At 69.4% G+C, this 19690-nt stretch carries 21 protein-coding genes and 1 riboswitch; of the genes, 10 read left to right on the top strand and 11 right to left on the bottom strand.

The window, feature by feature from the left end; genetic code table 11:
• Window positions 1-3: 3 nt before the first annotated feature.
• Window positions 4-996: a LysR substrate-binding domain-containing protein gene (locus QRD43_RS11290; protein ID WP_285982586.1), complete on the bottom strand. Its 993-nt coding sequence runs from the start codon at window positions 994-996 to the stop codon at window positions 4-6.
• Between the two features lie 132 nt (window positions 997-1128).
• Between QRD43_RS11290 and QRD43_RS11295 the strand changes: the two genes are divergently transcribed.
• Window positions 1129-1488 carry a DUF2917 domain-containing protein gene (locus QRD43_RS11295; protein ID WP_285982587.1) on the top strand — a complete coding sequence of 120 codons (360 nt, stop codon included), beginning with the start codon at window positions 1129-1131 and terminating at the stop codon, window positions 1486-1488.
• Between the two features lie 78 nt (window positions 1489-1566).
• Here QRD43_RS11295 and QRD43_RS11300 read toward each other — a convergent pair whose 3' ends face one another.
• Both QRD43_RS11300 and QRD43_RS11305 read right to left on the bottom strand, forming a co-directional pair.
• Window positions 1567-1869 (bottom strand): hypothetical protein, encoded by a 303-nt coding sequence (locus tag QRD43_RS11300; protein WP_285982588.1) that lies wholly within the window; start codon window positions 1867-1869, stop codon window positions 1567-1569.
• Between the two features lie 25 nt (window positions 1870-1894).
• Window positions 1895-2293 carry a TfoX/Sxy family protein gene (locus QRD43_RS11305; protein WP_285982589.1) on the bottom strand — a complete coding sequence of 133 codons (399 nt, stop codon included), beginning with the start codon at window positions 2291-2293 and terminating at the stop codon, window positions 1895-1897.
• Between the two features lie 70 nt (window positions 2294-2363).
• On the opposite strand from QRD43_RS11305, the gene QRD43_RS11310 reads away from it, so the two are divergent.
• The gene (locus QRD43_RS11310) at window positions 2364-2966 is read left to right on the top strand and encodes a 5-formyltetrahydrofolate cyclo-ligase (RefSeq protein ID WP_285982590.1); all 603 of its coding nucleotides are present in this window, start codon (window positions 2364-2366) and stop codon (window positions 2964-2966) included.
• A 115-nt stretch (window positions 2967-3081) separates the two neighbouring features.
• A complete protein-coding gene (pepQ, locus tag QRD43_RS11315; RefSeq protein ID WP_285982591.1) occupies window positions 3082-4431 on the top strand; it encodes a Xaa-Pro dipeptidase in 1350 nt (449 codons plus the stop codon).
• Between the two features lie 9 nt (window positions 4432-4440).
• On the opposite strand, the gene QRD43_RS11320 is transcribed toward pepQ, so the two are convergent.
• The 7 genes from QRD43_RS11320 to QRD43_RS11350 form a co-directional block, all read right to left on the bottom strand.
• On the bottom strand, window positions 4441-5484 hold the full coding sequence (locus QRD43_RS11320) for a FemAB family XrtA/PEP-CTERM system-associated protein (protein ID WP_285982592.1): 1044 nt from the start codon (window positions 5482-5484) through the stop codon (window positions 4441-4443).
• 174 nt (window positions 5485-5658) lie between these two features.
• Window positions 5659-6270 carry an OmpW/AlkL family protein gene (locus tag QRD43_RS11325; protein ID WP_285982593.1) on the bottom strand — a complete coding sequence of 204 codons (612 nt, stop codon included), beginning with the start codon at window positions 6268-6270 and terminating at the stop codon, window positions 5659-5661.
• Window positions 6271-6408: 138 nt separating this feature from the next.
• The gene (gene metF / locus QRD43_RS11330) at window positions 6409-7266 is read right to left on the bottom strand and encodes a methylenetetrahydrofolate reductase [NAD(P)H] (protein WP_285982594.1); all 858 of its coding nucleotides are present in this window, start codon (window positions 7264-7266) and stop codon (window positions 6409-6411) included.
• Window positions 7263-8024 carry a TlyA family RNA methyltransferase gene (locus tag QRD43_RS11335; RefSeq protein WP_285982595.1) on the bottom strand — a complete coding sequence of 254 codons (762 nt, stop codon included), beginning with the start codon at window positions 8022-8024 and terminating at the stop codon, window positions 7263-7265. Before QRD43_RS11335 ends, metF begins: the two co-directional genes overlap by 4 nt.
• A gap of 214 nt (window positions 8025-8238) precedes the next feature.
• Entirely contained in the window at window positions 8239-9660 is a 1422-nt protein-coding gene (gene ahcY / locus QRD43_RS11340) for an adenosylhomocysteinase (RefSeq protein ID WP_285982596.1), read from the bottom strand.
• An 82-nt stretch (window positions 9661-9742) separates the two neighbouring features.
• Window positions 9743-9857: riboswitch (S-adenosyl-L-homocysteine riboswitch) on the bottom strand.
• Between the two features lie 63 nt (window positions 9858-9920).
• Window positions 9921-11042, bottom strand: coding sequence for a DNA glycosylase AlkZ-like family protein (locus QRD43_RS11345; protein ID WP_285982597.1), 1122 nt, complete (start codon window positions 11040-11042; stop codon window positions 9921-9923).
• Window positions 11043-11146: 104 nt separating this feature from the next.
• Window positions 11147-12157, bottom strand: a complete 1011-nt coding sequence (locus QRD43_RS11350) for a GGDEF domain-containing response regulator (protein ID WP_285982598.1) — start codon at window positions 12155-12157, stop codon at window positions 11147-11149.
• A 300-nt stretch (window positions 12158-12457) separates the two neighbouring features.
• Between QRD43_RS11350 and QRD43_RS11355 the strand changes: the two genes are divergently transcribed.
• On the top strand, window positions 12458-13423 hold the full coding sequence (locus tag QRD43_RS11355) for a chemotaxis protein CheX (protein ID WP_285982599.1): 966 nt from the start codon (window positions 12458-12460) through the stop codon (window positions 13421-13423).
• Between the two features lie 38 nt (window positions 13424-13461).
• Window positions 13462-13833 carry a response regulator gene (locus tag QRD43_RS11360; protein ID WP_285982600.1) on the top strand — a complete coding sequence of 124 codons (372 nt, stop codon included), beginning with the start codon at window positions 13462-13464 and terminating at the stop codon, window positions 13831-13833.
• A gap of 208 nt (window positions 13834-14041) precedes the next feature.
• On the opposite strand, the gene metK is transcribed toward QRD43_RS11360, so the two are convergent.
• On the bottom strand, window positions 14042-15226 hold the full coding sequence (gene metK, locus QRD43_RS11365) for a methionine adenosyltransferase (RefSeq protein ID WP_285982601.1): 1185 nt from the start codon (window positions 15224-15226) through the stop codon (window positions 14042-14044).
• Window positions 15227-15405: 179 nt separating this feature from the next.
• On the opposite strand from metK, the gene QRD43_RS11370 reads away from it, so the two are divergent.
• From QRD43_RS11370 to xerC, 5 genes are read left to right on the top strand one after another with little or no spacing between them, the layout of a single operon-like run.
• A complete protein-coding gene (locus QRD43_RS11370; RefSeq protein ID WP_285982602.1) occupies window positions 15406-16254 on the top strand; it encodes a lysophospholipid acyltransferase family protein in 849 nt (282 codons plus the stop codon).
• Window positions 16251-17126: an LpxL/LpxP family acyltransferase gene (locus QRD43_RS11375; protein WP_285982603.1), complete on the top strand. Its 876-nt coding sequence runs from the start codon at window positions 16251-16253 to the stop codon at window positions 17124-17126. Before QRD43_RS11370 ends, QRD43_RS11375 begins: the two co-directional genes overlap by 4 nt.
• Window positions 17127-17144: 18 nt before the next feature.
• A complete protein-coding gene (dapF, locus tag QRD43_RS11380; protein WP_285982604.1) occupies window positions 17145-18011 on the top strand; it encodes a diaminopimelate epimerase in 867 nt (288 codons plus the stop codon).
• A complete protein-coding gene (locus QRD43_RS11385; protein WP_285982605.1) occupies window positions 18008-18712 on the top strand; it encodes a DUF484 family protein in 705 nt (234 codons plus the stop codon). Before dapF ends, QRD43_RS11385 begins: the two co-directional genes overlap by 4 nt.
• Window positions 18693-19655 carry a tyrosine recombinase XerC gene (gene xerC / locus QRD43_RS11390; RefSeq protein ID WP_285982606.1) on the top strand — a complete coding sequence of 321 codons (963 nt, stop codon included), beginning with the start codon at window positions 18693-18695 and terminating at the stop codon, window positions 19653-19655. The genes QRD43_RS11385 and xerC overlap by 20 nt, the downstream gene beginning before the upstream one ends.
• Window positions 19656-19690: the final 35 nt, after the last annotated feature.

A 19690-nucleotide genomic window follows, 5' to 3' on the forward strand; every position in this document is an offset into this window, starting at 1 on the left:
GCCTCAGTCGCCGCCGAGGCCTTCCTCCTCGTCGCCCGTGAGGCCATCGCCGATGGCGTGGCGGGTGAGGGCGGCCTGCTCCTGCACCCAGCGCGCGAAGCCCAGCGCCTCCGGCCGCTGCCGGCCCTGGCGTGACATCACCAGCCAGTAGGACGAGGGCGCATCCATGCGCGCCTTCGGGCCGAAGGGCTCCAGCAGCTCCTTGCGCTGCAGCGGCTCGCTCACCAGCGCCAGGCGGGCGAGCGCAATGGCCTGGCCCGACAGCGCGGCCTGCACCTGCTGGTAGGTGAAGTTCAGGTACATCCAGCGCCGCGGCTGCAGGTCCTTCTGCCCCTGCTCGGCCAACCACCGCCGCCAGCTCACGTAGACGCCCGAGGGCCGCTGATCGTCCTCTTCCGCCAGCGTGTGCAGGGCGAGGTCGCTCGCCTGGCGCAGCGGCGGCAGCTGGCCGCTCTGCGCCTGCTGCAGCAGCCAGGGGCTGGCGACCGGCGTGAGGATCTCGCCGAAGAGCCGCTGGGCATCAGGCGGAAGGAGGTTCGTGGGCCCGTAGCGCAGGGCCAGGTCCATCTCGCTGTCGTCCAGGTCGATGATCTGGTCGTGGGCCGAGACACGGATGTCCATGTCCGGATGCAGGCGATGGAAGGCCTCCAGGCGCGGCAGCAGCCACAAGGAGGCGAAGGAGGCGAAGGTGGTCACGTTCACGACCTTGCGTCCCTGGCTCTGGCGGATCTGGCGCACCGTGGTGTCGAGCCGGTCCAGCACGCCGCGCACCGTGCCCAGCAGCAGCGAACCGTGGCTGCTCAGCTCCACGTGCCGGGTGCCGCGCAGGAGGAGCTGGCAGCCGACCTCCTCTTCGAGCGAGCGAATCTGGCGGCTGATGGCGGACTGCGTGAGGTGCAGCTCCTCGGCCGCGGCGCGGAAGCTGAGGTGGCGTGCGACGGCCTCAAAGGCTCGCAGCGGGCCGATGGCGAGAGGGCGTTGGCGGCTTGGATTCATGACGGAAACGCATCAATGTGACGCAGCGATGTCATTGGACGCTGCTCCGGGCAGACCCTAGTATCACTCCACGTTCCCGATTTTTACTGTGTCTGTGCGAATTGCAGGCCAGGGGGGACGCAGGGGAAAACCATGTTCAGCCGTATCACTGCCGCAGAATCCGCATCAATCCAGCAGGCCGCCGACCATGGCGCCGACTGGCGTCTGGCCCAGGGCGAGGCCCTGAAGCTGCCCATCGGTCCAGGGCCGCGGGAGCTGAAGGTGCTGGAAGGCCGCGTGTGGCTCACGCGGGACGGCCGCATGAACCGCCCGGCGCTCGATGTGTGGCTGGAGGCGGGTGACAGCCTCGCGGTGCCGTCGGGGGCGGAGCTGGTGCTGGAGGCCTGGCCGCAGGCCCGCTTCCAGCTGCTGGTGCCGCCCTTGGCGTGCCCGGAGCTCAAGCGCCGTCCGGTGAGCGCCGGCTCGCGCAGTCATGGTCTGGTCATCGCCTGAGCAGGGAGGCGCCGGTGAGACCGGTTGCGGCTCAGGCCTGAGGCCACCGGGCGGCGACCCAGGGGGCCGCGCCCACCATCAGCAGCGCTGGGCGCCGTTCAGCGCCCAGAGCAGCAGCCAGGCGCCGCGGACGCCGCAGCGCCGGCGCCTCGACGGCCAGCACAGGGCGGCTGAACTGGGGATGAGGAGCCGCGCCGACAGGCCGAGCAGCGGCAGACCCATGCCGATCAGGCCCAGGCCGGTGGCGGCGGCGGCCGAGGCGCTGGCCTGAGGCCCGAGGTCTCTCAGCAGCAGGACGGCCAGCCCCAGGACCGCCAGTGCCAGCAGCAGACCGATGACTTGCACGGTCTTCTCGGCCCTGCCGGTGAGGGGACGGTCCATGCCGGGGCGCGTGAACGGGCGTGACTCAGCCCTTGCTGCGCGGCCGGGCCGCCGAGGCGGCTGCCTTCTTCGCGCGCGCCGTGGCCGGCGGCTTCGCCTTCTGCCGCGCCCGCAGCGCCGCCTCCAGGGCCAGCTGTGCCCAGGGCCGCATCAGCGCGGGGGACTCCAGCGCCTCTTCCGGCGGGCAGAAGTAGCGCAGGCCCGCGACCTTGCCTTCGCGCTCGTACTCGAAGCGGCGGCAGCCCAGGGCCTCGAAGCGCGGGACGGTGACGTCGTCCGCCTTCAGGAACAGCTGCTCGAAGGCGATGATCGCGATGAAGAGGTCCTCCACATAGAGGCCCCAGCCGCCGAACATGCGCCGGCTGCGCAGCGAGCCCAGCGGGGCCAGCAGCTCCAGGGCGTGGTCGAGCAGTTCCTTGGACATCGCCGCATGATAGGCGCAACAGTCCTCGCCTTGACGCCGAGGCTGGCCGCAAGGCCTGACCCCGGCTAGGATGCAGGCTTCCTGCCATGCAAGGGTCTTGCCTGTGGATTTGAACGACAAGGTCGCGCTGCGCCGCAAGCTCATCCAGGATCGCCTGGCTCTGCCCCATCGTCTCGAGCTCGCCGCCGGGCTGCAGGAGGTGCTGCGGGTCTGGCTGGTCACCCGTCCCGAACTGACCATTGGCGCCTACTGGCCCATCAAGGGCGAGTTCGACCCGCTGCCGGCGCTCTACCGCTGGAGCGAGGCCCACGAGGACCGCCGCATCGGCCTGCCGGTGGTGGACAAGGCGCACGGCACCCTGCGCTTCCACGTCTGGTACCCGGGCTGCCCCATGGAGGAGGACGCCTACGGCATTCCCAAGCCCAAGGACACCGAGGTCTTCGAGCCGCAGTTGCTCGTCGTGCCCTGCGTGGGCTTCGGTCCCTGCGGCCTGCGCCTGGGCTATGGCGGCGGCTTCATGGACCGCACGCTGGCCGCGCTGCAGCCGCGTCCCGCGACCGTGGGCGTGGGCTATGCGCACGGCTTCCTGCCGCTGCTGAAGGCCGAGCCGCACGACGTGCCGCTGCAGGCCATGATCACGGAAGAGGGCGTGGTCTGGGACGAGCGCGGCTGATCGCGGCGGTGCACCGGTCCCCCTGGGCATGACCGAAGGCGGGCCGGCGCCGTCTGACCGAGAATGCACGCTCCACCTGACCGCTACCGGGCGTCACCGCGCCCCATCCGTTGCCATGAGCCACGCCGCCCAAGATCCCCGCATCCCCGCGCTGTATGCCGAGCACATCCAGGCCTGCCAGGCCCGCGCCGAGCGCGCGCTGAGTCTCAGCGGCCATGACGCGCTGCTGGTGGCGTCCGGGGTCGAGAAGTACGCCTTCCTGGATGACCGACCCTACCTCTTCCAGCCGAATCCGCATTTCAAGGCCTGGCTGCCCCTGGTGGCGCACCCCTACAGCTGGCTGCTGGTGCGCCCCGGCCAGAAGCCGCTGCTGGTGTACTACCAGCCAGACGACTACTGGCATGTGCCGCCCGCACCGCCGGCGGGGTACTGGGTCGAGCACGTCGAGCTTCGCGTGATCAGCGAGCCGGAGCAGGCGCTGCAGCACCTGCCGGCGGACGTCAGCCGCGTGGCCATCGTCGGCGAGGCCGATGCCGCCCTGCAGCATCTGGTGCCCAACAACCCCGACGCCCTGATCCACAGTCTGCACTGGGCCCGCGCCAGCAAGACGCCCTACGAGGTGCAGTGCCTGCGCGAGGCCTCCCGCATCGGTGCGCGGGCGCATCGGGCTGCGCGGGATGCCTTCCTGGCGGGCGGCTCCGAGGCCGAGATCCATCGCGCCTATCTGATCGCCGCGGGCCACACCGACCGGGACCTGCCCTACGGCAATATCGTCGGACTGAACGAGCATGCCGCCGTGCTGCACTATCAGTATCAGGACACGGCGCGGCCGGCGCAGTCGCGCTCGCTGCTGGTGGATGCGGGTGCGCAGGTGTCGGGTTATGCCTCGGACATCACCCGCACCTGGACGCGCGGCGATGCCGACAGTGCCGAGTTCGATGCCCTGCTGGCCGCGATGGAGTCGGCCCAGCTGGCGCTGGTGGGCGAGGTGCGCAACGGCGTTGACTACCGAGAGATCCACCTGAGCACGCACCGTCACATCGCCCGCATCCTGCGCGAGCAGGGCCTGGTCGCGATGAGCGAGGAGGCGATGCTGGCCGAGCGCGTGACCTCGACGTTCTTCCCGCACGGCATCGGCCACTTCCTGGGTCTGCAGGTGCATGACGTCGGCGGCTTCATGGCCAGCGAGGCCGGCGGCACGCGCGCCAAGCCGGACGGCCATCCCTATCTGCGCCTCACGCGCGACCTCGCGCCCGGCATGTGCGTGACGATCGAACCGGGGCTCTACTTCATCCCGACGCTGCTGAACAAGCTCCGCGCCACGCCGGCCGCGAAGTCGGTGGACTGGGCGAAGGTCGAGCGCCTGGCGCGCTTCGGCGGCATCCGCATCGAGGACGACGTTGTCTGCCAGGCCGAGGGCGCGCCGGAAAACCTCACGCGGGACGCGTTCGCGTCGCTGGCCTGAGTCCGGCCGTCAGGGGATGCCGCGCACGATGTGCGGCCCCAGCAGGCTGCTGAACCACACCGGCAGCTTCTGCCAGGCCCGCACCAGGAGCGCGAACTTGCCGTTGCTGGGGCGGGCGTCGCCCACGGAGCCCTTGAAGGAGTGGTACTGCCAGAAGGCCGGATGCGCCGTGGCGCCCCACTGCTGCTTGAACTTGTAGGTGCCGCTGTCCACGGTGCTGCGGCCGAAGTCGAACTGCGGCTGGCCGCGCTGGATGCTGCGCTCCAGCACGCGCCAGTACAGCAGCAGATTGACGCTGAGGTGGTTGTGCTCGCGCAGCGCGCTGGCACTGGGGATCAGCGTGCAGCCCGGAGCATGCAGCAGGAAGCCCGCGGCCACGGCCTGGCCCTGGTGGCGCACCACGGCAATCTCGGCCTCGGCCGGGAATTGCGCCAGCATCTGAGCGAAGAGCGCGCGACCGTAGGGCGGCGTGCCGAGGTCGCGCATGTTGCGGGCAAAGACGCGGTAGAACTCGTCGAGCAGCTCCTCGCGCCCGAAGGCCACGGTGAGGCTCTCGTCGGCCAGCGGCTTGCGGATCTGGCTGCGCAGCTTGGACTTGATGCCCTTCTCCCACAGCAGCTCCGGCGTGGCGGGCAGTGCGAGCCGCATGTGGACCTTTTCCGTCACGAGCGCATTGAAGGCCGGGTGTGCAAGCTCCCGCTCGTGGCGCAGTTCGAGGTGCTTGACGTCCAGCGTCCGGGCGAGCTCGACGGCGGCCTCGACCAGCCGGGCCTCGTCGGCGGGGCTGTCGGCCAGCACGCCGCCGGTGTTGAGGTAGGGCTGGCTCACCAGGTAGCGGCCGAAGATGGGGCCGGCGACGAGCTGCAGGGGCAGAGCGCCGACGATGGCGCCCTCGCGCGTCAGCCACAGGAAATGCGGCTCATGGCGCAGGGCCTGCTGCAGCACGTCCGACCACTCCTGTCGCAGATGGAAACCGTCGTAGCCGAAGCGCTGCAGATAGGCATTCCAGCCGGCGGGCGGCTGCGGGGCTTGATGCAGGATCGTGTCGGACATGCGGCGAACGGGGGAGGGACGGTATTGAGCGGCCCCGCATCCTATGACATCGACCCTGGCGCCGCATCGCCCGAGTCGGGGTGAGGTGCAAGCAGACGCAAAAAAGCCGCCGGGCCCGAAAGGCACGGCGGCTCAACAAAGAGGAACGTTCAGAAGAAAGCTGAAGGCGCCTGCTTAGAAGCGGAAGCCCAGGCCCACGCCGACCAGCAGCGGGTCGACCTTGAACTTGCCGACTTCGGTGCCCTTGGAGTAGACCTTGGTGCCGATCTGGACCTTCTTGATGTCGACGTTCAGGTACAGGTTCTTGCTGATCTCGTAGTCGAAGCCGATCTGGAAGGACAGACCCAGGCTGGTGTGCTTCACGCTGGGCGACAGGGCGGTGTCCACGGCCGGGTCGAACTTGACGTCGGAGAAGATCGTGTAGTTCAGGCCGGCACCGACGTAGGGACGGAAGGTGTCATTCGGGGCGAAGTGGTACTGCAGGCTCAGGGTGGGCGGCAGGTGCTTCAGGGTGCCGATCTCGGCGCCACCGGCCGACAGGGTGTGCTTCTGCGGATAGGTCAGGATCAGCTCGGCCGCCAGGTTGGGGCTGAAGAAGTAGCTGAAGTCGACTTCCGGGATGACCTTGTTGTTCACGGTCAGGCCCAGGCCGGTGTCGTCCTTGTTGGCCGAATCCAGATTCACGGCGCGCACGCGCATCATCCAGGGGCTCTCGGCGGCCTGGGCGGCGAAGGCGCCAGTGGCCAGGACAGCGGCGATCACGGTGCGTGCAACAAACTTGCTCATCTCAATAGCTCCTTCAATGAATGGGATCGATTCCCGATGAAGCTATTGGAGTCGCGGGCTCCGGGTAAGCCCTTGATGTGGCGCAACCCGGGGGAGCCGTTCCCCCCGGGGGCTATGGGGACTTGATCTTGCGCAAGTTCAGGCGCCGAGGCCGAGGCGTTTGCACAACTCCAGCACCAGACCGCTCTGGTTGAGCGTATAGAAATGGATGCCCGGTGCGCCGCCCGCGATCAGGCGCTCGCACACGCGCTGCACCACGTCCAGGCCGAAGGCGCGGATGGAGGCGGTGTCGTCCATGTAGCCTTCCATCTTGAGCGCCACCCAGCGCGGGATCTCGATGCCGTCACGGGCCGCGAACTGCGCGATGCGGCCGTAGTTGTGGAAGGGCATGATGCCCGGCACGATGGGCGCGGTCACGCCCAGGCGGCGGGCCTCGTCCACGAAGTGGAAGTAGGCGTCCGGGTTGAAGAAGAACTGCGTGATGGCGCCGCTGGCGCCGGCCTTCATCTTGTCGGCGAAGTGCTGCAGATCGCGCGCCGCATAACGCTGCTGTGGGTGGTACTCGGGATAGGCCGCCACCTCGATCTGCCAGTCGGCGCCCTGCGTCTCACGGATGAACTGCACCAGCTCCGCCGCATAGCGGAACTCGCCGGCCGTGGCGGTGCCGCTGGGCAGGTCGCCGCGCAGCGCGACGACGCGGCGGATGTCCTGCGCACGGTAGTTGGCCAGGATCTCGGCGATGTTCTCGCGGGTCGAGCCCACGCAGGAGAGGTGGGGTGCGGCCTCGTAGCCGGCGGCCGCGATGTCGCTGACGGTGGCGAGCGTCTTCTCGCGCGTCGAGCCCCCGGCGCCATAGGTGACGCTGAAGTAGTGCGGGTTCACGGCACTGAGCTCCTGCACTACGGTGCGCAGCTTCTCGGTGCCCACGGGCGTGTTGGGGGGGAAGAACTCGAAGCTGACCGGAGGGCGGCTCGAGGCGATGTTCGGGGTCGTCATGGCGATGCCTTTCCTGTGGCTGCGGGGTGGCCGCTTGTCTTGCGGGCCCACAGAAAGAATTCCGTGTTGCCATCACCGCCGGTGATGGCGCTGCTGAAGTAGCCCAGCACCTGCCAGCCCAGACTCTGGGCGGCCGTGCGGGCCTGCTGTTCCAGTTGCGGATACAGCGAGGGGTCCTTGACCAGTCCGCCGCGCGAGAGGGCCTTGGGGCCCAGCTCGAACTGCGGCTTGATGAGAAGCAAGACCTGACCCTCGGCGGCGAGCCAGGGGTCCAGCTGCGCGAAGGCGCCGATCATCGAGATGAAGCTGAGATCGCCGACGATCAGCGGGAAGCCGCCGGCCGGCAGATGGCTGGAGAGGGCCGAGCCGGTCAGCTCCCGCACATGCAGGCCCTCGAGCGCCGTGACGCGCGCGTCGGCCTGCAGCGTGGCGTGCAGCTGCCCGTGGCCCACATCGACGCCCACGACGCGCGCGGCGCCCTGCTTGAGCAGGCAGTCCGTGAAGCCGCCCGTGCTCTGGCCCATGTCCAGCACGGTCAGGCCCTGCACCGAAAGACCGCTGGCCTGCAGCGCGCCTTCCAGCTTCAGGCCGCCGCGCGAGACGTAGCGCAGCTCCGCGTCGTCCGTCACCGCCAGCACCTCGTGCTCGCCCACGTCCTCGCCGGCCTTCTTCACCTTCGCCCCGGACGCACGCAGCACCGCTCCGCGCTCGATCAGCCGCTGGGCGGCGGATCGCGTGGGCGCGAGTTGCAGGGTCATGAGGCGTTGATCGGCGCGCATGGAGGAAGCGAAGAGGCTGAGGTGTGTCGTGGGATAGCCCGGTGGTGCCGGGCGAACCCGGCTCGGTGCCTCGGGGCGTAGCGAGCGGTGCGCTGGCCAGGCGGACGGAGTGCAGGGACCGGAGCGACCTTGCGGGTCGTGAGGATCCCGAGCACCGCCCAACGACGCCAGCGTGCCGCGCAGTAGCCCTCACTCAATAGCGGTAGGTGTCGGGCTTGTAGGGGCCTTGCTTGGGCACACCGATGTAGGCCGCCTGCTCCTCGGTCAGCTCGGTCAGCTGCGCATTCAGCGTGGTCAGCTGCAGGCGCGCGACCTTCTCATCCAGGTGCTTGGGCAGCACGTAGACCTTGCCGATGTCGTAGGCGTCGCGGTGGGCGAACAGCTCGATCTGCGCAATGGTCTGGTTGGCGAAGGAGGAGCTCATCACATAGCTCGGGTGGCCCGTGCCGCAGCCCAGGTTCACCAGGCGGCCCTTGGCCAGCAGGATGATGCGCTTGCCGTCCGGGAAGATCACGTGGTCAACCTGCGGCTTGATCTCTTCCCACTGGTACTTCTCCAGCGAGGCAACCTCGATCTCGTTGTCGAAGTGACCGATGTTGCAGACGATGGCGTTGTTCTTCATCGCGACCATGTGCTCGTGGCGGATGACGTTCTTGTTGCCGGTCGTGGTCACGAAGATGTCGGCCTTGTCGGCGGCGTATTCCATCGTGACGACGCGGTAGCCTTCCATCGCGGCCTGCAGGGCGCAGATCGGGTCGATCTCGGTCACCCACACCTGGGCGGACAGGGCGCGCAGGGCCTGGGCCGAGCCCTTGCCCACGTCACCGTAGCCGGCCACCACGGCGATCTTGCCGGCCACCATCACGTCGGTGGCGCGCTTGATGCCGTCCACCAGCGACTCGCGGCAGCCGTAGAGGTTGTCGAACTTGCTCTTGGTGACGGAGTCGTTGACGTTGATGGCGCGGAACAGCAGCGTGCCCTTGGCGCTCATCTCCTTCAGGCGGTGCACGCCGGTGGTCGTCTCTTCCGTCACGCCGATGATCTCGGCGCTCTTGCGGGTGTACCAGGTCGGGTCCTGGGCGATCTTGGCCTTGATGGACGCGAAGAGGATGCGCTCTTCCTCGCTGCCCGGATTGGCCAGCACGGAGAGGTCCTTCTCGGCCTTCTGGCCCAGATGCATCAGCAGCGTGGCGTCGCCGCCGTCGTCCAGGATCATGTTCGGGCCTTCGCCCGCTTCACCCTTGGCCCCGAATTCGAAGATGCGGTGCGTGTAGTCCCAGTAGTCCTCCAGCGTCTCGCCCTTGTAGGCGAACACGGGCGTGCCACGGGCCACGAGCGCGGCGGCGGCATGGTCCTGGGTGGAGAAGATGTTGCACGAGGCCCAGCGCACTTCCGCGCCCAGCGCCTGCAGCGTCTCGACCAGCACGCCGGTCTGGATGGTCATGTGCAGCGAGCCGGTGATGCGGGCGCCCTTCAGGGGCTGGCTGGCGGCGTACTCCTTGCGGATGGCCATCAGCGCGGGCATCTCGTGCTCGGCGATGTTCAGTTCCTTGCGGCCCCAGTCGGCGAGCGACAGGTCGGCAATCTTGTAGTTTTCGGTGGCAGCGGCGTTCATGGGCAGGCTCCTTCATGGTCTGAAGCCGCTGACGCCGGGCAGGGGGAGGGCGAGGAAGACGCGATCACCCAGGCCTGACGGCAGCGGGTGAGCGCGGTTGCGAGGGGTCGGCGCCAGGGTGTGGCTCGCTCGACCGGTTCCGAGCCTGGCCTGCAGCCGCTGTGCGCGGTCTGCGGGTTGCAACGCTCCTCGGATCAGCGCGGATTGTAGTGGGAGCCGCGAAGGCCTTGCGTGAAATACGGCCTGGCCGATGCGGCAATTCAGCCTTCGCGGGGGCTTTCGTCACCGAGCCCGAGGAAGCGCGACAGATGCGCCAGGGCCTCGTCGAGCGCCGCCTCGAAATGGGCGCCGCGAGGGCGGGGGCCGACGAAGCCGGTCTCGCACTGCAGGCGACCGCCGACGATCTTGAGGTTGGCCCAGCCCGGGATCTCCTCGCCCCACAGCAGCGGCAGGGCGTAATGACCCATCTTGCGCTTCGCCGCCGGTGTGTAGGCCTCGAAGCGGTAGGGCCAGCCCCAGAACTGCTCGAAGCGGTGGCGGTCCCAGACGACGGGGTCGAAGGGCGCGAGCAGGCGCAGCGCCTCGTGAGGCCGGTGGCGGCGCGAACGGGGGTCCTCGCCGTCCGGCCAGAACCAGACCTGGCCGTCGACCTCGGCATGCGGGTGGCGCTGCCGGGCCTGCTTGAGCGCCAGGCGGATCTCGGGCTGCAGGTGCGGGGCGCCATAGCGCAGCAGCGTGCCGAGGTAGCCGAAGCTGCGCGCCGGCAGCGGGGCGTAGAGCTTCAGCACCATGTCCAGCAGTGTGTGTGCGCGTGCGAGGCGGGCGGCCGGGCTGTCGTCCTGCGGCGGGTGCTGCACCGCCTCGTAGACCCGCGTGCCGCTGTCCCGCCGGTGCACGCGCAGCAGGCCGCGGTAGTGCATGCCGTCCAGCAGGTGCGTGACGGCATTGGACTGGCCACCCCAGTAGCCCTGCACCTGCCCGTGGTCGAAACGGGCCTGGACCTGGGCCGGATGCTGCGGACCGGCACCCTCGATGTGGGCCAGCAGCTCTGCCGCGCGCGCGGCGGTCGGGCGGTCCCAGGCCTTGCGGGCGGTGCGTGGGTGCATCAGCGCCAGGTGCTCGCGAGGCAGGAAGCCGTAGTTGACGAAGCAGTCCTCCTCGACGGCCAGACGCCGGTAGCGCGACTCCAGCTCGCCGGCGCGGTAATCCTTGACTCGCCAGGCGAGGATGAGGTCCTGCGCCCGTGCCGGCGCCCGCATCGGGTCCGCCTGGACAAAACCCAGCCGGCGGATGGCCTGGGGCAGCGTCGTGGGGGCGAAGAGACTGCGCGCGATGGCATAGCGGCGCAGCTGTTCAAGGCTCGGCGGGCGGGTGGGGCTCACGGGAAGACGGCGGCAGGGCGTGGCGTTGAATGGGCCGCAGCTTGCCTGTTGGCTGTGGATTTGTACAGTGCTGCTTGTCCGAGGCGGGGCGCGCGCTGGCGCCGTCAGCGGTCGCCGCGCAGGGCCTGGCGCTGCTCGTCGGTGTCCATCTGCATCTCGTAGCTGAAGAAGCGGTTGCGGCCGTAGGCCTTGGCGTTGTAGAGCGCGTCGTCCGCCCGCATCAGCAGGCCTTCGGGCGTGGTCGTCTCGTCGGGGACGCAGGTGGTGATGCCGCCGGACAGCGTGATGTGGCCGGCGATCGGCGAATCCGGATGCTTGAGCTGGCCCTGCGCCAGCGTGCGCAGCAGGGCGCGGGCGTAGGTCATGGCGCCGGAGCGGGGCGTGTTGGGCAGCAGCAGCGCGAACTCCTCGCCGCCGTAGCGGGCCGCGCAGTCGGCCGGGCGACGGCACAGGTCCTTGAGCTGGCGCGCCACGTGGCGCAGGCACTGGTCGCCCTCGACATGCCCCAGTGCGTCGTTGTAGCGCTTGAAGTGGTCGACGTCGCACAGCATGAGCGTCAGCGGCTGGCCGCTGCGGCGCGCGGCGGCGATCTCCTGCTGCAGGCGGCCGTCCAGCCCGCGGCGGTTCATGAGGCCCGTCAGCGGGTCCACCTGGCTGAGCTCGTGCAGCTGCGCATTGGCCTGGCGCAGCTCCTCCGAGACGGCGACCAGCCGTTGACGCATGTGCGAGAGCCGCTGCATGGCCCGCAGCTTGGCGTGCAGGATCATGGGCGTCACGGGCTTGATGAGGTAGTCGTCCCCGCCGGCCTCGATGCCCTTCCAGACGTCGGCGTCCTGACTCCGCTGCGAGAGGAAGATGATGGGCGTCCAGCCGCCGGGCTCGGCGCTGCGCATGGCGCGGGCGGCCCAGTAGCCGTCCTTGTCCGGCATCTCCACGTCCAGCAGCACCAGGTCCGGGCGGTAGCGCTCGAAGAGCTGCAGCCCCCAGTCGGCACTGTCGGCTTCCAGCACGCGATGGCCCGCACGGTCCAGGTCGGCGGCCAGCGCCACACGCGTCGCGTTCTGGTCGTCCACGACGAGGATGGTCAACGGGGCGGCTTGGTAGTGCAGGCTCATGTCGGACACGCCGGCGAGGGACGGGTGCTGAGGGTAGCGCCGGACGCGGGGGCTGTCATGGCCAGGCGGCCCGGGCCGTGCGGCGCCCCATGACCGCCTTCGCAAAGCCGTGAATCCTGCACAGGGCGGCGTCTGTGCAATCGGCGCTGCAGGCGTAGCATGGGCCGGAGTCCGCTCGGCGCCTGCCCATGCCGGCCGGACCGTGGATGAGCGCCGGTGTTCTGCGGACGCCGATGCCGTGCCGGACAAGCCCGATCGCCTCGGCGGTCATTTCGGACAGGGCCCGACCCTGCTGTGCCCATGACGGAAACCACGCAACTCGAAGCCAAGGTGCTGCTGCTGGAGCATGAGCCGGAGCAGTACCGGCGACTGTCCGACTTCTGCACGCAGGTCGGCCTCGTGGCGCTGCCGCGCTCGGCCGGCGATGCCCTGGCGACGCTCTCCCAGCACAAGGACCTCGGCGGCGTGCTGCTGGCGGAGAACCTGCCCTGCGACGGCCCCGACGGCCTGAGCCTGGCCCGCGCCATCCACCGCTTGAGGCCTGAGCTGCCCATCTTCCTGCGCCGCACCAGCGAGCGTGCCCTGACGTCCGAGGAGCAGGCGACGCTGCGCCACGAGTGGAAGTCCGGCGAGATGGAGCCGCTGCGCGAGGCGGTGGAGCGGGCCATCTTCAGCCTGCGCTATCCGACCAGCCTGGTCAACGGCATCGTGCAGCTGACGTGCTCGGCGCTGAGCTCGATGTTCCCCAATGCGCAGGTGATGGCGGAGTCGCCCTACGTGGTGCATGACCGCATCATCCATGGCGAGGTGTCCACGCTCATCGCCATCGAGAGCACCTGGTGCCGCGGCTACATGATGCTGCAGACCGAGGAATCGGCGCTGCGCCAGGGCCTGCTGCAGGGCTTCGGCTACGAAGGGGTCGGGGGCGACCTGAACTTCCGCGAGCTCAACAACATGCTCGGCGAGACGACGAACCTCATCTGGGGCGCCTTCAAGAACCGCTACATCCCGCCCAAGGCCTTCGCGAACCAGCAGACGCAGGTGCCCATCGTGATCAACCACGAGCACAAGTACATCTCGTTCGGCTCGCAGGACCCGCAGCTGTGCATCCGCTACCAGCTGTCGGACCCGAAGCGTCCGGGCCTGCCGCCGTTGATGATCGTGCAGCGCTTCATCTTCAACCTGCACTGGTCGCCCGAGGAATTTGCCGAGTTCGATGCCGCCCCGCCCGATGTGGCCGCCACGGGCGAGCTCGAGCTCTTCTGAACAACGACTGACCGAAGATTCGCGAGGAGAACCCCGATATGGCCCACATTCTCGTGGTGGACGATTCCAGCACCATGCGAGAGATCGTCGCCAGTTTCCTGAGCAAGAACGGCTTCGAGGTGGCCGTCGCCACCGACGGCCGCGATGGCCTGCACCAGCTCCAGAAGGATCCCGGCATCAAGCTGGTGGTCAGCGACGTCAACATGCCCAACATGGACGGCCTGACCATGGCGGAGAAGATCCGCACCGAGCTCGGCAACAAGCAGGTGCGCATCGTCATGCTCACGACCGAGGACAACCAGACCATGCGCGAGCGCGGCAAGGCCATTGGCGTGACCGGCTGGATCGTCAAGCCCTTCAAGGGCGAGGCGGTGCTGGGGCCGTTCAGGAAGCTGTGCGGGATGGCCTGAGGGCGCCTGCCGCCCGGACGTGAAAAAGCCGCCCGAGGGCGGCTTTTGCTTGAGGGGAGGGGTGCGATGCCTCGCTCGCGCGAGGTGGGCTTACAGCCCAGCTGCCGCACGCAGTGCTGCAGCCTTGGCGGTCCGTTGGTCTCTGCTCACGTTGCTGCGCAACATGAGCATCGCCCGCGAACCGATGCCTCGCTCGCGCGAGGTGGGCTTACAGCCCAGCTGCCGCACGCAGTGCTGCAGCCTTATCGGTTCGCTCCCAGGTGAACTCCGGCTCCTCGCGGCCGAAGTGACCATAGGCCGCCGTCTTGGAGTAGATCGGGCGCAGCAGGTCCAGCATCTGGATGATGCCCTTCGGACGCAGGTCGAAATGCTCCTGCACCAGCTTGGCGATCTGCTCGTCAGGGATGACGCCCGTGCCTTCGGTGTAGACGGTCACGTTCATCGGGCGGGCCACGCCGATGGCATAGGCCACCTGGATCTGGCACTGGCGCGCCAGGCCGGCGGCCACGATGTTCTTGGCCACGTAGCGGGCGGCATAGGCCGCCGAACGGTCCACCTTCGTCGGATCCTTGCCCGAGAAGGCACCACCGCCGTGCGGGCAGGCACCGCCGTAGGTGTCGACGATGATCTTGCGGCCGGTCAGACCGCAGTCACCCTGCGGGCCGCCAATGACGAAACGGCCGGTCGGGTTGATCAGGTACTTCGTGTCCGGCGTCAGCCACTCCTTGGGCAGGACCGGCTTGATCAGCTCTTCGCGGATGGCCTCGTAGAAGGCATCGGTCATCTTGTCGCCCAGGCTCATCTCGGGCGCGTGCTGGGTGGACAGCACCACGGTGTCGATGCTGTGCGGCTTGCCGTCCACATAGCGCATCGTGACCTGGCTCTTGGCATCCGGGCGCAGGAAGGGCAGACGGCCATCCTTGCGCAGCTGGGCCTGGCGCTCCACGAGGCGGTGGGCGTAATAGATCGGCGCGGGCATCAGCTCGGGCGTCTCGTCGCAGGCATAGCCGAACATCAGGCCCTGGTCACCGGCGCCGGTGTTCAGGTGGTCGTCGCTGGCGTGGTCCACGCCCTGGGCGATGTCGTTCGACTGCTTGTCGTAGGCGACCAGCACGGCACAGCCCTTGTAGTCGATGCCGTACTCGGTGTTGTCGTAGCCGATGCGCTTGATCGTGTCGCGCGCGACCTGGATGTAGTCGACATGCGCGTTGGTCGTGATCTCACCAGCGAGCACGACGAGGCCGGTGTTGCAGAGCGTCTCTGCAGCCACGCGGGAGCGCGGGTCCTGGGTGAAGATGGCGTCAAGAATGGCGTCGGAAATCTGATCCGCCACCTTGTCCGGGTGGCCTTCCGAGACCGACTCCGAAGTAAAGAGAAAATCGCTGTTCGCCACGTTTTTAAACTCCAGTTCGTTGATTCATCGGCGTTGCCGTGCTGGTGGAGTCAGGCGGCGAACGCTTTAGCGGCATTTGTGGAGCTTCTCAGCCCGGCGGTTCTCTCCATCGCTGAATGAGCCCCGCATCGCCCCGCAAGTTGTCCAAGTTAACTCGGCGATCCGTCCATTATAGAAACATGCTCCTGCTGCGCCTGCTGTCTCGCTGTCCCCTGTGGTTTTTGCACGGCCTGGGCGCCGCCGTGGGGTGGCTCAGCTGGGCGCTGAGCCCGTCCTACCGCCGGCGCATCCGCGAGCACCGGGCCCTGGCCGGGCTGCACGGCTGGGCCGGCATGGGCGCCGTGGGCCAGGCCGGCCGGATGATCGCGGAGCTGCCCTGGCTGTGGCTGCGCGCTGCGGACCGGCCGCTGGGCGCACGCGTGCGCTGGGAGGGCGAGGAGCACATCCTCGCCGTGCCGCCGGGCCAGGGGCTGATCTTCCTGACGCCGCACATGGGCTGCTTCGAGGTCACGGCGCAGGCCTACGCCGAGCAGTTCGCCGCCAGCCATGGCGCGATCACCGTGCTCTATCGCCCCGCCCGCAAGCCGTGGATGCGCAAGATCGTCGCCGCCTCGCGCCAGCGCCCCAACCTGGACACGGCACCGGCCACGCTGTCCGGCGTGCGCCAGTTGCTGCGGGCCCTGCGCCAGGGGCAGGCGGTGGGTCTGCTGCCTGACCAGGTGCCGCCGCAAGGGCAGGGCGTCTGGGCACCGTTCTTCGGCCGGCCCGCCTACACGATGACGCTGGCCCAGCGCCTTGCCTTGCAGACGGGTGCCGCCGTGGTCCTGGTCTGGGGCGAGCGGCTGTCCTGGGGGCGGGGCTATGTGGTGCATGCGCGACCCGGACCTCAAATCCCGGCCGATTCCAGTCCAGAATGCGCGGCCGAGCTCATCAACCAGTCCATGCAAGCCTTGATCTTGGAAGCGCCCGACCAGTACCTCTGGGGCTACAACCGCTACAAGTCCCCCCGCGAGGGCGGTCTGGCATGAGTGCCCGCCTGCTGATCGGCCTGCTGTGGCTGCTTCATTTCCTGCCGCTGGCGGCGCTGGCGGCGCTGGGCCGCGGCCTCGGGCGCCTGCTGTGGTGGCTGGCGCGCCGCCGCCGCGGGATCGCGCTGCGCAATCTCGAGCTCTGCTTCCCGGAGCTGCCGGCCGCCGAGCGCGAATCCCTGGCGCGCGAGCACTTCGCCATGGTCGGTCGCAGCCTGCTGGAGCGCGGGCTGCTGTGGTTCGCCTCCGCCGAGCGGCTGCAGCGCATGATCCGCATCAAGGGCAACATCCAGCTGGCCGAGCAGACCCCCGGCGCGATGATGTGGCTGCTGCCGCACTTCGTGGGGCTGGAGTGGGTCGGCCCGGCGCTCATGCTCAACCAGAAGCGGCCCGGCGTGGACGTGTACCAGCCGCAGAGCAACGCGGTGATCGACGCGCAGATCCTGGCCGGGCGCTCACGCTTCGGCACGACGGCTTTCGTGGACCGGCACGACGGCATCCGCCCCGTGCTGCGACTGATCAAGCAGGGCTATGCCTTCCTCAACGCGCCCGATCTCGACCACGGCGAGAAGGACTCCGCCTTCGTGCCCTTCTTCGGCGTGCCCGCCTGCACGCTGCTGGCCCCGGCCCGCCTGGCGGCGAGCCAGGGCATGGTCGTTCAGCCCCTCGTGGTGACGATGCTGCCGGGCGGCCAGGGCTATGAAGTCGAGGCCTGCGAGCCCATTCCGGGCTTCCCGAGCGACGACCCGCTGGCCGATGCCCGCACCGTCAATGCCTGGCTCGAGGCGCGCGTGCGGCGCCACCCGGCGCAGTACTTCTGGGTGCACAAGCGCTTCAAGACGCGCCCGCCCGGCGAGCCGCCGGTGTACTGACGCCCCGATAATGGCCGCATGAAGCTGCGATTCACCAAGATGCAGGGCGCGGGCAACGACTTCGTGGTCATCGATGCCACGCGTGAGCCCTTGCGCCTCGACGCCACCCAGATCCGCCACCTGGGCGACCGCCGCTTCGGCGTCGGCTGCGACCAGATCCTCGTGATCGAGGCGAGCGACGAGCCCGGCGTGGACTTCCGCTACCGCATCTTCAACAACACGGGCGACGAGGTCGAGCACTGCGGCAACGGCGCGCGCTGCTTCGTGCGCTACGTCTCCGAGAAGGGCCTGTCCGACAAGCGCAGCGTCAAGGTCCGCACCGTCAACCGGCTGCTGGAGCTGCACCTGCGTGACGACGGCCGCGTCAGCGTGAACATGGGGGCGCCGGTCTTCGACTTCCCCTCGCTGCCCTTCGATCCCACGGGGCTTGGCGTGCGCCGGGAAGGCGGCGGCGAGCTCTGGACCCTGCCCCTGGCCGACGGCGATGCCTGCGAGGTGGCCGTGCTGTCCATGGGCAACCCGCATGCAGTGCAGCGCGTCGCCGATGCCGACCACGCCCCCGTGGCGCAGCGCGGCCCGCAGGTGGAGAGCCATGCGGCCTTCCCTCGGCGGGTCAACGCCGGCTTCCTGCAGGTCATCGACCGCGGCCACGTGAAGCTGCGGGTCTTCGAGCGCGATGCCGGTGAGACCCTCACCTGCGGCACCGGCGCCTGCGCGGCCGTGGTGGCCGGCATCCGCCTGGGCTGGCTGGACGAGGCCGTGGAAGTGCAGACGCGCGGCGGCCAGCTGCGCATCGAATGGGCGGGCCTGAGCCAGGGCCCCGACGCGCCGGTCTGGATGACCGGCCCGGCCCAGACCGTGTTTGAAGGAGAGATCTCGCTGTGAGCACCCAAGACCATGCCCCGCAGGGCCTGACCGAGCAGGACATCGCCCAGTACCTGCTGCGCAACCCCGGCTTCTTCCAGCGCCATGCCGAGCTGCTGGCCAGCGTGCAGCTGAGCCACCCGCACGGCCAGCGCGCCGTGAGCCTGCAGGAGCGCCAGGCCGAGATGCTGCGCGAGAAGATCAAGGGCCTCGAGCACAAGCTGATCGAGATGATCCGCAACGGCCAGGAGAACGTTGCGATCGCCGACCGCCTGCACGCCTGGACGCTCAGCCTGATGCTCACCGCCGACCCGGCCGCGCTGCCCGAGGTGCTGCTGCACGAGCTGCGCCACCATTTCCTGATCCCCGCGGCGGCCCTGCGGCTGTGGGGCCTGGACGCCCGCCACACGGCGGCCGAGTACGCCCAGCCCGTCAGCGACGACGTGCGCAGCTTTGCGTCGAGCCTGGCCCAGCCCTACTGCGGCGTGAACAGCGGCTTCGAGGCCGTGCGCTGGCTGGGTGAGGAGGCATCGATCGCTTCGCTGGCCCTCGTGCCCCTGCGCCGCCATGCGGGCGACGAGCCCTTCGGCCTGCTGCTGCTCGGGTCGCCCGACCCCACGCGCTACACGGCCGAGATGGGCACCGAGTTCCTGCAGCGCATCGGCGAGCTGGCCGGTGCGGCGCTGGCGCGGCTGCTGGCCGATGGCCCCGTCGCTGCCTGAGCCCGACGCCGGCCCGGCGCCGCTGCCCGAGTCGCAGCGGCGCTACCTCGAGCACCTGCGCGTCGAGCGCCGCCTCGCGCAGCGCACGCTGATCCTCTACGAACAGGCGTTGCGCCGCCTGTGCCAGCTGGCCGAGGAGGCCGGCGTGGCGCTGGAGCGCGTGGGCGTGGCGCAGGTCCGTCGCTGGGTGGCGCGACTGCACGGGCAAGACCTGTCCCCCCGCAGCCTCGCGCTGATGATGTCCGCCTGGCGGAGCTGGTACCGCTGGATGGGCCGCCAGGGGCTGGTCGAGCTCAACCCCGTCGACGGCCTGCGCGCACCGCGCGGCGCCAAGCCGCTGCCCAAGGCGCTGTCGGTGGACGATGCCGTGCAGCTGGCCGCCCACCGCGACGAGGCGGCTGACCCCGTGCGCGAAGCCTGCGATGCCGCGCTGGTGGAGTTGCTCTACAGCTGCGGCCTGCGGGTGAGCGAGCTGGTGGGCCTGGACGTGGTGCCAGGGGCATCGGCCCGGGGCTGGCTCGACCTCGACGCTGCGGAGGCCCATGTGCTGGGCAAGGGCAGCAAGCAGCGCCTCGTGCCCATCGGGCGTGCGGCGCTCGAGGCCGTCCGCGCCTGGCTGCAGTGCCGGGGCGAGTGGCTCGCGGCCGGCAGCACCGAGCGCGCCCTCTTCATCGGACCGCGCGGCGGCCGCCTGGGTGCCACGCAGGTGCGCCAGCGCCTCAGCCTGCGGGCGCAGGCGGCCGGCTCGCCCACGCACGTGCACCCGCACATGCTGCGGCACTCCTTCGCCTCCCACGTGCTGCAGTCCAGCGGGGACCTCCGCGCCGTCCAGGACCTGCTCGGCCACGCCAACATCAGCACCACGCAGGTCTACACCAAGCTGGACTTCCAGCACCTCGCGAAGGTCTACGACGCCGCGCATCCCCGCGCCCGCAAGCGTTGACCGCAGGGCCGGCAGGGCCGCAAAACCCTGGTATG

The organism is Roseateles subflavus (assembly GCF_030285365.1).
Lineage (GTDB): Bacteria > Pseudomonadota > Gammaproteobacteria > Burkholderiales > Burkholderiaceae_C > Roseateles_B > Roseateles_B subflavus.